General features: G+C 70.4%; 13 protein-coding genes. 9 read left to right on the forward strand and 4 right to left on the reverse strand.

The genetic code is table 11. The features are described from left to right. On the forward strand, nt 1-1,126 hold a 1,126-nt coding region (locus tag H0523_RS13900), incomplete at its 5' end, for an aminotransferase-like domain-containing protein (RefSeq protein ID WP_180180077.1). A gap of 125 nt (nt 1,127-1,251) precedes the next feature. Next, the gene (locus tag H0523_RS13905; RefSeq protein ID WP_054428767.1) at nt 1,252-2,016 is read left to right on the forward strand and encodes a class II aldolase/adducin family protein; all 765 of its coding nucleotides are present in this window, start codon (nt 1,252-1,254) and stop codon (nt 2,014-2,016) included. 71 nt (nt 2,017-2,087) lie between these two features. On the opposite strand, the gene H0523_RS13910 is transcribed toward H0523_RS13905, so the two are convergent. Both H0523_RS13910 and H0523_RS13915 read right to left on the reverse strand, forming a co-directional pair. Then, nucleotides 2,088-2,876 carry a hypothetical protein gene (locus tag H0523_RS13910; RefSeq protein WP_054428766.1) on the reverse strand — a complete coding sequence of 263 codons (789 nt, stop codon included), beginning with the start codon at nt 2,874-2,876 and terminating at the stop codon, nt 2,088-2,090. A gap of 111 nt (nt 2,877-2,987) precedes the next feature. Then, nucleotides 2,988-3,887 (reverse strand): LysR family transcriptional regulator, encoded by a 900-nt coding sequence (locus H0523_RS13915; RefSeq protein WP_054428765.1) that lies wholly within the window; start codon nt 3,885-3,887, stop codon nt 2,988-2,990. A gap of 89 nt (nt 3,888-3,976) precedes the next feature. Between H0523_RS13915 and H0523_RS13920 the strand changes: the two genes are divergently transcribed. Beyond that, nucleotides 3,977-4,948 (forward strand): D-2-hydroxyacid dehydrogenase family protein, encoded by a 972-nt coding sequence (locus tag H0523_RS13920; RefSeq protein ID WP_054428764.1) that lies wholly within the window; start codon nt 3,977-3,979, stop codon nt 4,946-4,948. A gap of 99 nt (nt 4,949-5,047) precedes the next feature. On the opposite strand, the gene H0523_RS13925 is transcribed toward H0523_RS13920, so the two are convergent. Further along, nucleotides 5,048-6,469: an MFS transporter gene (locus H0523_RS13925; protein ID WP_054428763.1), complete on the reverse strand. Its 1,422-nt coding sequence runs from the start codon at nt 6,467-6,469 to the stop codon at nt 5,048-5,050. A 97-nt stretch (nt 6,470-6,566) separates the two neighbouring features. Here H0523_RS13925 and H0523_RS13930 point away from each other — a divergent pair, with 97 nt between their 5' ends. The 4 genes from H0523_RS13930 to H0523_RS13945 are packed head-to-tail and all read left to right on the forward strand — an operon-like array spanning nt 6,567 to nt 9,463. Continuing rightward, entirely contained in the window at nt 6,567-7,226 is a 660-nt protein-coding gene (locus H0523_RS13930) for an ArsR/SmtB family transcription factor (protein ID WP_054429245.1), read from the forward strand. 23 nt (nt 7,227-7,249) lie between these two features. Further along, nucleotides 7,250-8,125: an NAD(P)-dependent oxidoreductase gene (locus H0523_RS13935; RefSeq protein ID WP_054428762.1), complete on the forward strand. Its 876-nt coding sequence runs from the start codon at nt 7,250-7,252 to the stop codon at nt 8,123-8,125. A gap of 40 nt (nt 8,126-8,165) precedes the next feature. Beyond that, nucleotides 8,166-8,615, forward strand: coding sequence for an acetyltransferase (locus H0523_RS13940; RefSeq protein WP_054428761.1), 450 nt, complete (start codon nt 8,166-8,168; stop codon nt 8,613-8,615). Then, nucleotides 8,612-9,463, forward strand: a complete 852-nt coding sequence (locus tag H0523_RS13945) for an alpha/beta fold hydrolase (protein WP_054428760.1) — start codon at nt 8,612-8,614, stop codon at nt 9,461-9,463. The genes H0523_RS13940 and H0523_RS13945 overlap by 4 nt, the downstream gene beginning before the upstream one ends. Nucleotides 9,464-9,544: 81 nt before the next feature. Here H0523_RS13945 and H0523_RS13950 read toward each other — a convergent pair whose 3' ends face one another. Beyond that, nucleotides 9,545-11,863 carry a molybdopterin-dependent oxidoreductase gene (locus H0523_RS13950; protein ID WP_054428759.1) on the reverse strand — a complete coding sequence of 773 codons (2,319 nt, stop codon included), beginning with the start codon at nt 11,861-11,863 and terminating at the stop codon, nt 9,545-9,547. A 235-nt stretch (nt 11,864-12,098) separates the two neighbouring features. Here H0523_RS13950 and H0523_RS13955 point away from each other — a divergent pair, with 235 nt between their 5' ends. Both H0523_RS13955 and H0523_RS13960 read left to right on the forward strand, forming a co-directional pair. Further along, nucleotides 12,099-13,034 (forward strand): 4-hydroxy-tetrahydrodipicolinate synthase family protein, encoded by a 936-nt coding sequence (locus H0523_RS13955; protein WP_054428758.1) that lies wholly within the window; start codon nt 12,099-12,101, stop codon nt 13,032-13,034. A 137-nt stretch (nt 13,035-13,171) separates the two neighbouring features. Then, entirely contained in the window at nt 13,172-14,182 is a 1,011-nt protein-coding gene (locus H0523_RS13960; protein WP_054428757.1) for a Bug family tripartite tricarboxylate transporter substrate binding protein, read from the forward strand. The last annotated feature ends 25 nt before the right edge of the window (nt 14,183-14,207 follow it).

Genomic DNA, 14,207 nt, shown 5'->3' on the forward strand with positions numbered 1-14,207 from the left:
GTCACCGCCGGCGCCGGCCGCGCGCAGTCTGCCATTCCAGCCCGGCATTCCCGACCTCAAGAGCTTTCCCGCGGCGGCCTGGTCGCGCTGCGTGGCCGGCCGCATCAAGTCGCTGCGCGTGCATGACCTGGGCTACGGGCCGGTGGCCGGCCTGCCGGCCCTGCGCGCCGCGATCCTGGCGCACGTCGGCGCCGCGCGCGGCGTGGTGGCGCAGGTCGAGCAGGTGGTGATCCTGCCGTCGACGGCGGCCGCGATCGAACTGCTGGCCCGCGTGGTGCTGACGCCCGAGGCGCCGGTCGCGTGGATCGAGGACCCCGGCTACCCGAAGGCGCGGGCCCTGCTGCAGCGGGCCGGGGCGCGGCTGGCGCCGGTGCCTTGCGACGACGCCGGCATCGACCCGGCGCGCGCCGCCGACGGGCCGCCGCGCCTGATCTACGTGACCCCGTCGCACCAGTGCCCCACCGGCGCCACCATGACGCTGCCGCGGCGCCTGGCGCTGCTGGAAGCGGCGCAACGCCACGACGCCTTCATCATCGAGGACGATTACGACAGCGAATTCCGCTACGCGACGCGGCCGATCGCCGCGCTGCAGGGCATCGACAGCGGCCAGCGCGTGGCCTACCTCGGCACGTTCTCCAAGACCCTGGCGCCAGGGCTGCGGGTGGCCTACGCCATCCTGCCGCCGGCGCTGGTGGCGCCGTGCCTGGCCGAGATGGCGCTGCGGCAGGGCGAGGTCTCGATCCACATCCAGGCTGGCCTGGCCGACTTCCTGGACGACGGCCATTTCCGCGGCCACATCCGCCGCATGCGCGGCGTCTACGCCGAGCGCATGGACAACCTGGTGGGCGCGCTGACGCGGCATTGCGGGCGCTGGCTGCGGGTGGCGGACGGGGCGGGCGGCTTGAAACTGGCGGTGCGGTTCCGCAACCCGGCCATCGACGACCGCGAGGTGGTGCGGGCGCTGGCGCGGGCCGGCTACGGCGCCCGGACCTATTCGGAGTTCTGCCTGGCCGCGCCGGAGCCGGGGCTGGTGTTCGGCATCGGCCAGGCCACGCCGGCGCGCGCCGACGCGCTGGCGCTGTGCCTGGCGGCAATCCTGCGCGGCGCGACGGCGGGCGCGCGCTGAGCGGGCGCGTTGCACGCTGCGGACGCTTGCCGTTGCCAGGCCGCCGGCGGGGCGCAAACGGAATACAGTGCGCAACAGACCTCGCCGCGTCCTTGCGGCGGGAGAACACCACAAAGGGAGACAGCATGGATACGGCAGGTCAGACGGGCGCCAGCGTGCGCGAACGGGTCGGCGAGACGGAATGGCAGGTGCGCAAGGACCTGGCGGCGCTCTACCGGCTGGTGGCGTTGTTTGGTTGGGACGACCTGATCTTCACGCACATCACCGCCAAGGTGCCGGGCACCGAGCATTTCCTCATCAACCCCTACGGCATGATGTTCGACGAGATCACGGCCTCCAGCCTGGTCAAGATCGACCTGCACGGCCGCAAGGTGATGGACTCGGAATACGACATCAATCCGGCCGGCTTCACCATCCACAGCTGTATCCACGCGGCCCGCAAGGACGCCATGTGCGTGCTGCACACGCACTCCATCAACGGCGTGGCGGTGTCGGCGCAGAAGGAAGGCCTGCTGCCGCTGTCGCAGTTCGCGTTCATCGTGCTGCGTTCGCTCAGCTATCACGACTACGAGGGCCTGGCGCTCAATCCCGAAGAGCAGCCGCGGCTGGTGCGCGACCTGGGCAGCAACAACTACCTGATCCTGCGCAATCACGGCCTGTTGACGGTGGGGCAGAGCATGGCCGAGGCGTTCCAGGCCATGCACCGGCTGGAAGCGGCCTGCATGGTGCAGGTGCGGGCGCAGGCGGGCGGCGAACTGACGTTCATTCCGCCCGAGGTGCTGGCGCGCGCGGCGGTGGAATCCCCAGCCGACCGGGCGCACAAGGCTTCGCTGGCCTGGCCGGGCCTGCTGCGCCGGTTGGACCGGCGCAATCCGGGCTACGCCGACTGACGACCCCAGCGGCCGGGCGCGTCCCGCCAGTGCGGCGGGGCGGGCGCGGCCAGGGTGGCCAGGCCCGCGCCTTACTTCTTCCCGGGCTGCGGTTCCAGGAACTCGCCGCAGTCCGGCACCGGCGTGGCCGGCTGGTAGACCGAGCCGTCTTCCTTCCATTTGTAGGTCACCGTGTAGCTGCACTGCTTGTCGGCCTGCGGTTGCAGTTGCGCGGCCGTCGGCGCGGGCCGCTTGCCCGGATCGGCGTAGCGGCTGGCGTCGGCCGGGCTGCGCGTGGCCTGGGTGGTGACCTGCAGGTCCGGGTACGGCTGCTTGCTGGGCAGGGCCTTCACCGTGGCGTCATAGCGGTAATAGTCCATGCAGTTGCCTTCGCGGCGTTTCTCGTCGGCCTCGTTGGCGCAGGCGCGGATGCCTGCCTTGGCAGTGTAGGGCAGCAGGTGCACCAGGGCCGCGGACTTGTCGCCCAGGTCGACCATGAACAGGTACAGGTCGCGGCGCGAGAAGCTGCCGCCGGGGAACTGGATCTCTTCCTTGTAGTCCGGCTCGTTGGGGCCGATCACGCCCACCAGCGCGCGTTCCTCGCTCAGGCGAATGAGGTGCGGCCAGACCGTGAAGCGCGTGAAGTTCGGGATGTCGGGCAGGTCCCAGAAGCGGTAGTCGGCGCGCAGGGTGCGGCTGGTGGCGAACGGGCCGTTGTCTTCGAAGCCGCCGTCCACCTTGATCCCCACGCACCAGTCCGTCTGCGCGTTGCAGTACAGCTGGTTCTGCGGGTTGAGCGTCAAGGTCTCGACATCGGGCTGCGCCGCGCTGGCGGCGGCGGGCAGGACGGCGCAGAGCAGCAGCGCAAGGGCTTTATTCATCGTGGTTCCTCGTGGATCGGGAAAAGCGCCGGCGCATTGTGGCCCGATTTTTCCCGCCACGCGTCACCAATTGTATGAAGCGGTGCAAAAATCTCCCGCCCTTGGCGCGGGTCAGCGTGGCCCCTGGTCGCGGTGCCGCAGGATCAGGTCGTGCAGGGCCTGGGCCGCGGGCGACAGGTGCGCGCCCTTGCGGCTGATGAGCGAAAAGGTGCGGCCCACCACCGGCGTGTGCAGCGACACCACCCGCAGCCCCGGATACGAGCCGGCCTGCCACGCCAGCCGCGGCACCACGGCGATGCCGGCGCCGGCGGCCACCAGCCCGACGGCGGTCGAGCTGCGCTGCACTTCATAGAAGGCCGTCAGCCGCGGCGCCAGTTCGGCCAGCGCGTGATCGAGCAGCGGCCGGTTGTTGCTGCTGGCGCCGGGAAAGATCAGCCGGTGACCCTCCAGCTTTTCCCAGGGCAGCGTGCGGCGGCGCGCCAGCGGATGGTCCTCGCGGCAGATCAGCACGAAGTCGTCCTGCAGCAGCGGGATGCTCTGCAGCGTGGGGGCGTGGGTCTCGGCGATGTTGATGCCGAACTCGGCCTCGCGCGTGAGCACCGCCTGGGCCACCGCGCCGGAAGAATGGTCCAGCACCTTGACGCGGTTCTGCGGATGCTCGGCGCTGTAGCGCTGCAGGATGTGCGGCAGGTAGTGCACGCCGATGGTCGGCACACAGGCCAGCGTCACGTCGCCGCGCTGGGCCTTGCCGGTTTCCCGGATCTCGGTGAGCGCCGCGGCCAGGTCGGCCAGCAGCCGCCGCGCCTGCGGCAGGAAGCTGTCGCCCGGCGGCGTCAGCGCGACCGAGCGGGTGGTGCGTTCCACCAGCCGCACGCCCAGGAACGATTCCAGGTTCTGCAGCCGCCGGCTCAACGCGGTCTGGGTGATGCTGAGCTCGCCGGCGGCGCGGCGAAAGCTCTTGTGATCCGCGATCGCCACGAAGGCCTGCACGCCGAGCACGTCGATTTTCATGAGAAAAACGCATCAATTGACTAATTAATATCATTTTACGGTCGGCGGGGCGGCGCTCACAATGCCCGCATCCTGGCAGGAGACAAACCATGAACATCACCATTCTCGACGACTATTTCGACACGCTGCGGGGCTTGCCCTGTTTCCGCAAACTCGACGGCCATGCCGTCACGGTCTGGAACGACCACGTGCAGGACGTGGACGCGCTGGCCGAACGCCTGCGCGACACCGAGGCGCTGGTGCTGATCCGCGAACGCACCCAGATCCGCGCGCCGCTGATCGCGCGCCTGCCCAAGCTGCGGCTGATCAGCCAGCGCAGCGTCTATCCGCACATCGACGTCGACGCCTGCACCGCGCACGGCGTCATCCTGTCGTCGAACCAGCACGCCGGCACGCCGTCGTACGCGGCGGCGGAGCTGACCTGGGGCCTGGTGCTGGCCGGCATGCGGCGCATTCCGCAGGCGGTGCAACTGCTCAAGCAGGGCACCTGGCAGACCGGCATGGGCCGCACGCTGCGCGGCCGCACGCTCGGCATCTACGGCTATGGCCGCATCGGCGCCGAAGTGGCGCGCTACGGCGCCGCCTTTGGCATGAAGGTGCTGGTGTGGGCGCGCGAGGCCTCGCGCCAGAGGGCCCGCGACGACGGCTGGGACGTGGCGCCGGACAAGCAGGCGTTCTTCGAGACCTGCGACGTGCTGTCGCTGCACATGCGGCTGGTGCCGGACACGCGCGGCATCGTCACGGCGCAGGACCTGGCGCGCATGAAGCCGTCGGCATTGCTGGTGAACACCAGCCGCGCCGGCCTGATCGAGCCCGGCGCGCTGGCGCAGGCGCTGGCCGCCGGCCGGCCGGGCGCGGCGGCGGTGGACGTGTTCGAGTCGGAACCGATGACCGATCCGCAACATCCGCTGCTGCAACTGCCCAACGCGATCTGCACGCCGCACATCGGCTACGTCACCGAAGACGAATACGAGACCCAGTTCTCCGACGTCTTCGATCAGATCGTCGCCTACGCCGCCGGCAAGCCGATCCACGTGATCAATCCCGCGGTCCTGGCCTGACAGGCGTTTCGCGGGCGCCGCGGCCGGTTCGCCGAGCGCCTTCGGCGGACCGTCGCTCCTGACATCACGCGCGCCCTCGGCGGCCGGCCGCGCCCGGCATCACGCGCGCCGCAGGCGGCCCGTCAGCACGATGGCCGCGGCCGGCGCGATGGCGAACACGCCGAACAGCACCAGCGCCGCGCTCCTGGCGCCGTCAATGCCGCCCGGCTGGGTCAGGCCGCCGGCATTGGCGACCACGCCGGCCAGCGCCGCGGTCAGGGCGGTGGCGTACAACTGCACCGTGGTGATCGACGACGACGCCAGCGTTTCCTCGCCCGGCGCGGCGGCCGAGAACACCCGCGTCAGCAGGTGCGGCCAGCCCAGGCCGATGCCGAAGCCCACCGCCGTCAGCGCGATGCCGTGCAGCACCGTGCCCAGCGCGGCCGGCTGCCAGGCGATGACCGGCATGGTGGCCGCCAGCGCCGCCAGCGCGGCCAGCACCACGATGGGACTGGCCCGGATCAGGCGCCAGGCCCGGGCCGGCTCGCGGCCGGCGCTGTAGATCGAGGCCAGCGTCCAGCCGCCCGCCATCAGCGCGGTCATGTAGCCCGCGGCCAGCGGCGTCATCGCGTGCGCCACCTGCAGGAAGTAGGGCACGAAGATCTCGGTGGTCAGGGCCGCCACCAGCAGGCTCATGACGGCGTACAGCAGGCCCAGCTGCGTGCCGAGCGTATAGGCGCCGGTCGGCAGCAGCTTGGCGCGGGCGCGGGTGTCGATGCGCGCGATGGCGGCGGCGATGGCGATGCCCGCGACGATGCCGGCGGCGTTCCAGGCCAGGCTCTGCGACAGGCCGGCGGCCGAGATCGCCAGCACCGACAGCACCAGCAGCGTGATGGTCAGCCAGGGCACCGGGCCTGACGCCGCCTCGCCCGCGGTCCTGCCGCGGAACTGGCTGGCCACGATCAGCGCCAGCAGCAAGGCCACCGGCACCAGCACCCAGAACGCCGGCCGCCAGTGGCCGCTCTGCGCGAACACGCCGCCGATGGCCGGGCCGCCCAGGGTCGCCACGCCCCACATGCCGGAGACCAGCGCCATCGCCCGGGGCCACAGCCGCGCATCGAACACCACGCGGATCAAGGCATAGCTCAGCGCGAACAGCACGCCGCCGCCCAGACCCTGCACCGTGCGGCCCAGCAGCAGGGCCGGCATCGACGGCGCCAGCGCGCAGCCGATCGCGCCGGCCGAGAACACCGCCAGCGCCAGCAGGTACGCCAGGCGCGGGCCGAGACGGTCGATGAGCTTGGCCGACAGCGCCGAGCCGACGATCGAGGCGGCCACGAACAGCGTGGTGTTCCAGGCGTAATAGGCCAGCCCGCCGATCTCGCGGATGATGGTGGGCAGGATGGTGGTGACGATGTAGATGTTGATGGCGTGCAGCGCGACGCCGCCGGCCAGCGCAATGGAGCGCAGCCCGTTCCTGCCGCGCAGCAGGTCGGCCCAGGAGGCGGTGGCGGCGCCGGACGGCGGGGGGCTCGATGACATGGGGTCTCCTCTTTGTAAATTATCAATCCAACAAATGATGGAATGATAGGAAGATGATAAGGTCGCGTCAATGAAGACCCTGCCGCCGTCCCCGCCAATGACCGATGCCGCCGCCGATTCCCTCGATGACCTGGCCGATGCCGCCAAGACGCTAGGCCATCCGCATCGCCTGGCTCTATTGCAGGCCGTACTGCAGCGCGAAAGCACGGTCGAGCAGCTGGCCCTGGGGTCGGGGCTGTCGATCACCAATGCCTCGCAGCATCTGCAGCAGCTCAAGCGCGCCGGCTTCATCCAGTCGCGCCGCGACGGCAAGCACGTGCTGTACCGCGGCGGCGCAGGACCGGTGTCGGAAGTGCTGTCGGCGTTGCAGGACTACCTGTCGCACCAGCGCCAGGAAATGCGGCGCGTGGCCGCCGACAGCGTCAACCGCCCCGAGCAGCTCGAAGCGGTCTCGATCGAACAACTGGTCGCCAAGCTCGACGAAGGCGCGCTACTGCTGGACGTGCGCTCGCGCGAGGACTACGCCGCCGGCCATATTCCAGGCGCGGTCAACATCCCGACCGAGGAGCTGGAGCCGCACCTGGCGCAGCTGCCGCGCGACCAGAACATCGTGGCCTATTGCGGCGGCCGCTACTGCGTGCTGTCGATGCGCGCGGTGGCGCTGCTGCGCGCCCGCGGCTTCCAGGCGCAGCGCCTGGGCGACGGCTTCCCCGCCTGGAAGGCCGCCGGCCTGCGGGTCGAGGCGCGGCGCCACTGATCACAACCAAGCAGGAGACACACATGGATATCGGATTCATCGGCCTGGGCGTCATGGGCACGCCGATGGCGCTCAACCTGGCCCGCGCCGGCACGCCGCTGGTGGTCTGGAGCCGGTCCCCCGGCGGCTATGACGCGCTGCGCGCCGCGGGCGCGCGCGTGGCCGACGAGGCCGGCCAGGTCTACGCGCAATGCCGCACCGTCATCCTGATGCTGGCCAACGACGCGGCCATCGACACGGTGCTGGCGCGCGGCACGGACGACTTCGAGACGCGCGTGCGCGACCACGTGATCGTCAACATGGGCACCACCTCGGCCGACTATTCGCGCCAGCTGGGCGCCGACATCGAGGCGGCCGGCGGCCGCTACGTCGAGGCGCCGGTGTCGGGATCGCGCAAGCCGGCCGAAGCCGGGCAACTGGTGGTGATGCTGGCCGGCCATGACGACGACGTCGCCGCCGTGCGCGAACTGGTGCGGCCGCTGTGCCGCGACAGTTTCGTCTGTGGCGCGGTGCCGTCGGCGCTGGCCATGAAGCTGTCGGTCAACCTGTTCCTCATCACCATGGTTACGGGCCTGACCGAGTCGGTGCATTTCGCTGAGCGGCAGGGCATCGACCTGGCGCTGTTCGCCGAGGTGCTGAACGCCGGGCCGATGGCCAGCGATGTGTCGCGCGTCAAACTGGGCAAGCTGGTGACGCAGGACTTTTCCGTGCAGGCGGCGATCACCGACGTCCTCAAGAACAGCCGCCTGGTGGCCGAGGCCGCGCGCAGCGCCGGCATCGCCTCGCCGCTGCTGGATGCCAGCCACGCGCTGTACGGCGAGACCGAGGCCCAGGGCCTGGGCGCGTCCGACATGGTGGCGGTAATCCGCGCCATCGAGCGGCGCACCGACGCCGGCTGACGGCCGCCGCCAACCCTTCTTCTTTTTTTTCCGTAGCACCATGATCACTCTGAGAACCTCCACCCCCGCGGACGGCGAACGCGTCGTCGACATCTGGCGCCGCGCCGTGGATGCGACCCACGACTTCCTGTCGCCGCAGGACCGCCATGACATCGAGGCCGAGGTGGTGGGCTTCCTGCCCGCCGCCACGCTCGATCTGGCCGTGGATGCGGACGACCGCGCGCTGGCGTTCATGCTGCTCGACGGCAGCCACATGGAAGCGCTGTTCGTCGATCCCGCCGCGCGCGGCACGGGCGTCGGGCGCGCGCTGGTCGAGGACGCGCTGCGGCGCCATCCCGGCCTGAGCACCGACGTCAACGAGCAGAACGCGCAGGCGATCGGCTTCTATGAACGGCTGGGCTTCGAGCGCACCGGGCGTTCCGAGCGGGATGGCCAGGGACGGGCCTATCCGCTGATCCATCTGCGTCATCGCGGCGACGCGCCGGCATGAGCCCGGTCTTCAAGTCCGAGCGCCACGCCGAAGCCGTGCGCCAGGCCTATGCCGCCGCGCTGGTCCATTGGCCGGCCGATGTGCGGCGGGTGACGGTGCCGACGCCGGCTGGCGACACCCATGTGCTGGTGTGTGGCCGCGAGAACGCGCCGCCGCTGGTGCTGCTGCATGGCGCGCAGAGCACGGCGGCCAGCTGGCAGCGGCAGGCGGCGGCCTGGGCGCCGCATTTCCGCATTTACGCGATCGACCTGATCGGCGAGGCCGGCCCGAGCGCGCCGGCGCGGCTGCCGCTGGCGAGCGATGCGCACGCGGCCTGGCTGGAGGCGGTGCTCGACGGCCTGGGCGTGGCGCGCGCGGCGTGCTTCGGCATTTCGCTGGGCGCGTGGCTGGCGCTGGACTTCGCCGTGCGGCGGCCGGCGCGGGTCGAGCGGCTGGCGCTGTTGTGTCCGTCCGGCATCGGCCGGCAGAAGAACATCCTGCCGTGGGTCCTGCCGCTGCTGCTGCTGGGGCCCGCGGGCCGCGCGCTGGTGCGTCGCCGCATCATCGGGCCGCTGCCGGCCGATCCGGCGCCCGCCGACCGCGCCCAGTTCGCGTTGATGCAGGCTATCGACCGCGGCTTCCGGTCGCGCTTCGGCGCCATTCCGGTCTTCGGCGACGAGGCGCTGCGCCAGCTGGCGCAGCCGCTGTTCGTGGCGGTGGGCGGGCGCGATGTGATGCTCGATTCGCAAGATACCCGAGAGCGGCTGCGCCGCCTGGCGCCGCGCGCGCAGGTGACGCTGTTGCCGCGCGAGCGCCATTTCATCCGCGGGCAGAACGACGCGGTGCTGGCGTTCCTGCGGGCGGCCTAGGGTCTGTTCACAGGCGCCTCGCACGGGCCGGCAATCGGGCGCCAGGCGAGGTCGCGCAGCACCGGGGGCGCGATTGCGCCGTCAGCGTGGCGCGCCCGAGGCCTCGGGTTGCAGCGCCGGCGGCTCGAAGGCGCGCACCGCCGGCGCGTCGCCTTGCCAGCGTTCCACCTGCACCAGCGCCGACAGCGCGCTCGGGCCCTGCGCCAGCCGCGACGTGCCCACGTCCACCGTCAGCACGTTGGGATTGCCATGGCGTTCCAGCGCGTCGTCCTGCGGATCGAACCAGGCGCCGGTGGGCATCACCACCACGCCGCGCAGCAGGTCGGCGCTGAGTTGCGCGCCGCCGAGGCAGGCGCCGCGATCATTGAAAAGGCGCACCACATCCCCCTGCGCGATGCCGCGTTCGGCGGCGTCGTCGGGATGCAGCAGCACCGCCTCGCGCCCGGCGACCTGGTTGGCGCGGGTGGCCGGCGCCGGGTCCAGCTGCGAGTGCAGCCGGTCGGCGGGCTGGCAGGTGACCAGGTGCAGCGGCCAGCGCGCGGCGCGCTCGGCGCCCAGCCATTCCACCGGCGGCAGCCAGGCCGGATGCGGCGGACAGTCGTCGTAGCCGAATTCGGCGATGGCGGCGCTGTGCAGTTCGAGCCGGCCGGAACGGGTCTTGAGCGGATGCCCGGCGGGGTCTTCACGGAACTGCTCGAACAGCACGAAGTCGCGCGCCGGCGGCGGCAGCGCGACGTGGCCGCGTTCCCAGAATTCGTCGAAGGCCGGCAGCGTCAGTTGCGCCGCTTCCCAGGCCGGCCGCATCTGTTCGTAGATGTGGCGGATCCAGGTCATCTCGTCGCGGCCTTCGGTGTAGGCCAGCTCGAAGCCGCCGCGCGCGGCCAGTTCGCGGTAGATGTCGAAGTCGTTGCGGCTGCGGCCCACCGGCGCCACCGCCTGCCGCATCGCCAGCAGGTAGCGGTCGCGCGATGAGCCGCCGATGTCGTTGCGTTCCAGCGTGGTGGTGGCGGGCAGCACGATGTCGGCGCGGCGCGCGGTCGGCGTCCACCACGGCTCGTGCACGATGATGGTCTCGGGCCGCGCCCAGGCCCGCATCAGCCGGTTCAGGTCCTGGTGGTGATGGAACGGATTGCCGCCGGCCCAGTAGACCAGGCGGATGTCCGGATAGATGCCGGTCCTGCCGTTGAATTCGTACGGCTCGCCCGGCTGCAACAGCATGTCGGTCAGGCGCGCCACGGGGATCGAGGCGCCGGCCGGATTGCGGCCGGCGCGCATCTCCGGCGCGGGCAGGTCGGGGCGCGGATTGCCGGCGCCGTTCATCGAGCCATGGCCGAAGGCGAAGCCGCCGCCGGGCAGGCCGATCTGGCCGAGCAGGGCGGCCAGCGCGACGCTGCCCCAGTAGGGCTGCTCGCCGCGATGGCCGCGCTGCAGCGACCACGAGCACGACAGCAGCGTGCGGGCGCCGGCCGCGTCCCGCGCCAGCGCGCGGATGGTATCGGCCGGCACGCCGCAGATGCGCTCGGCCCAGGCCGCGTCCTTGGGCTGGCCGTCGGCGCGGCCCAGCAGGTAGTCGGCGTACTGCTCGAAGCCGTTGCAGCAGCGGGCCAGGAAGTCGCGGTCGTGGCGGTCCTCGGCCAGCAGCGTGTGCGCCATGCCCAGCATCATCGCGGCATCGGTGTTGGGACGGATGGGGATCCATTCGGCGGCCAGCGCCGCCGGCGCGTCGGCGCGCGTGGGGCTGACCACCACCGCGCGCATGCCGGCCTGACGCGCCCGCGCCAGCCAGCCGGGGGCGCTGTGGTCGCCCGCGCCGCCCGAGGCGATCTGGGTGTTGCGCAGCGGGATGCCGCCGAACGCGATCAGCAGCCGGGTGTGCCCGACCACGCTGTTCCAGTCGGTGATGCGGCCGGTCACGGGGGCATAGGTGCCGATGATGTGCGGCAGCAGGAATTGCGCCGCGCCCCAGCTGTAGTTGCCCGACTGGTCGACGCAGCCGCCGCCGGCATACAGGAAACGGTGCGTCAGCGTGCGCGCGTGGTGCAGCCGTCCGGCGGACGACCAGCCATATGAACCGCCGAAGATGGCGCTCGGGCCATGCTGCGCGCGCACCCGTTGCAGCTCATCGTGCACCAGCGCCAGCGCGGTGTCCCAGTCGACCTCGACATAACCGTCGACGCCGCGCAGTTCGGGCGCGCCGCGGTGCCTGAGCCAGCTGGCGCGCACGCTGGGGCGGGCGATGCGCAGCGGCGAATGCACCATGTCGGGCATCGTGTGGATAAGCGGGGACGGAGCCTGGTCGTGAGCGAACGGCTCGCAGCCGATGACGCGGCCGTCACGCACCAGCGCGGTGTACGCGCCCCAGTGAGACAGGGACGGATAACGGGAGATCGCTTCGGACATGCGGGTGGCGCCGTGAAAAGCGTATTGTTGTGGAAATCTTCATAACTTAACGGCATTGCCTTAGAAATTCTTTGTCTTTCAGGCCCTGCGAAAGTGTGGAAAATAGAAAAATTTTCGGGGCCGCTCTTCCTATACTGCGAAAGCAGCAAGGGGAATGGTCAGGTGCAGGCGCCAACGACCGCGCGCCAGCCTGGCTTTTTTTGATTGAGCAGTCCTTCCGCATGTGGAGCAGGTCATGAGCAAAATGAAAATCCAGGGGTCCTTCGTCGCCATCGTCACGCCGTTCAATCGTGACGGCAGCGTCGATTTCAGCGCCTTCCGCAGTCTGTTGAAGTTCCAGGAAGACAACGGCACCGCCGCGGTGCTGATCATGGGATCCACGGGTGAGGTCTCGCTGCTGTCGCCCGAAGAGCGCCGCCAGGTGATCGTCGAGACGGCCAAGATGAAGACCGGCAAGATGAAGCTGTTCTACGGCTGCACCGGCAACAACACCGACAGCACCATCGACTACCTGAAGTTCGCGCGCGCCAACGGCGCCGACGGCGCGATCCTGGCCGCGCCCGCCTACATCTGCGCGTCCGAGGCCGACACCGAAGCCTATTTCCTCGAAGTGGCCGACGCCACCGACCTGCCCCTGGGCATCTACAACAACCCGCCGCGGGTCAAGAGCGACCTGCACTGGGACCAGCTGCTGCGCATCTTCAAGCACCCCAACTACGTGGTGCACAAGGAATCGACCACCCGCGTCGGCCAGGTGGCGCAGGTGCTGCGCGGCCGTCCCGATGTGTCGGTGATGTGCTGCGACTCGCCCAACCTCGGCCTGGTGGTGCCCACCATGAGCCTGGGCGGCCACGGCACCGCCAACATGACCGGCAACATCGCGCCCGCAGAGATGGCCGACATCTCGCGTCCGTGGGACACGCCGGACGTGTCGGTCAGCTTCCGCGAAGGCTACCTGGGCCTGCTGCCGATGCTGCATTACTCGTACTCGGCCATCAACCCGGTCGCCATCAAGTCGCTGATGAAGGCGGTGGGCCTGCCGGTCGGCGATCTGCGCCGGCCGCTGCGCGGCCTGGAGGGCGATGCCCTGGCCAAGGGCCTGCGCATCGTGCGCGAGCTGGGGCTGGACGCCAAGTACGGCTTCAGCTCCGCCCAGCTCAAGGCGGCCTGATTCCCCTGTTCCGGCGGCAATAGCCGCCGGATGCATGTTGACGATCCACGACATGGCGGCCGCGAGCGTCGCGGCCGGTGGCGTGGTCGGCCCCTGCGCGTCCGAAATGGACGCGCCATCGCCAAGAGAGATTCATCATGTTCCGTTCGCCGTCCCGTCCCGCGCCGTTCACCCGGCTGTTCTCCGCCGCGCTGGCGGCCATGGGCATTACCTGCGGCGCCGCCGCGCTGGCCGCCGACGCGGCCTATCCGCAGCGTCCGATCACGCTGGTGGTGCCGCACCCGCCGGGCGGCTCGGTCGACGGCGTGGCGCGCCTGTATGCCGAACAGCTGGGCAAGGAGCTGGGCCAGTCGATCGTGGTGGAAAATCGCGCCGGCGCGTCGGGCATGATCGGCGCGGCCTACGTCGCGCGGGCCGCGCCGGACGGCTACACGCTGTACCTGAACGCGTCGATCCACGCCATCAATCCGCTGCTGTACAAGAAGACCATCAAGTTCGACTCGGTCAAGGACTTCACGCCGATCAGCGAGCTGGCGCAGGGCGCGCTGATCTTCAGCGTCTATCCCAAGGTGCCGGCCGACAATGTGGGCGACCTGGTCAAGCTGCTCAAGGCCGAGCCGCAGAAGTACTCCTTCGCCACTTCGGGCTTCGGCTCGGCCGGGCATCTGGCCGCGGCCTCGTTCCTGCATGACAACGGCCTGGACCAGATCCCCATCGTGCTCTATCGCGGCGGCGGCCCGGCGCTGTCCGACCTGGTCGGCGGCCAGGTTCAGGGCCTGATCGACCCGATGCTGTCGTCGCTGCCGATGGTGCGCGCCGGCAAGCTCAAGGCGCTGGCCGTGACCGGCGCCGCGCGCAGTCCGCTGCTGCCCGACCTGGCGACCATGAAGGAGCAGGGCCAGAAGAACTTCGAGTTCTATTCCTGGTATGGCGTGTGGGGCCCGGCCAAGCTGCCCGAGCCGGTGCTGCGCAAGCTGGAAGCGGCCTCGGCCAAGGTGATGGCCAATCCCAAGATCGTCGAGCAGCTCAATGGCCTGGGCTTCGAACCGTCGGTCAAGAATTCGGCGGCCTTCGCCAAGTTCATCGACGCCGAGATGAAGCGCTACCAGGTCATCATCGACCAGGCCAACATCCGCATCACGGAATAGCGCGACAGGGCGTTTGTTTTATCCG

This window comes from Achromobacter insuavis (assembly GCF_902859645.1).
Classification (GTDB): domain Bacteria; phylum Pseudomonadota; class Gammaproteobacteria; order Burkholderiales; family Burkholderiaceae_B; genus Achromobacter; species Achromobacter insuavis.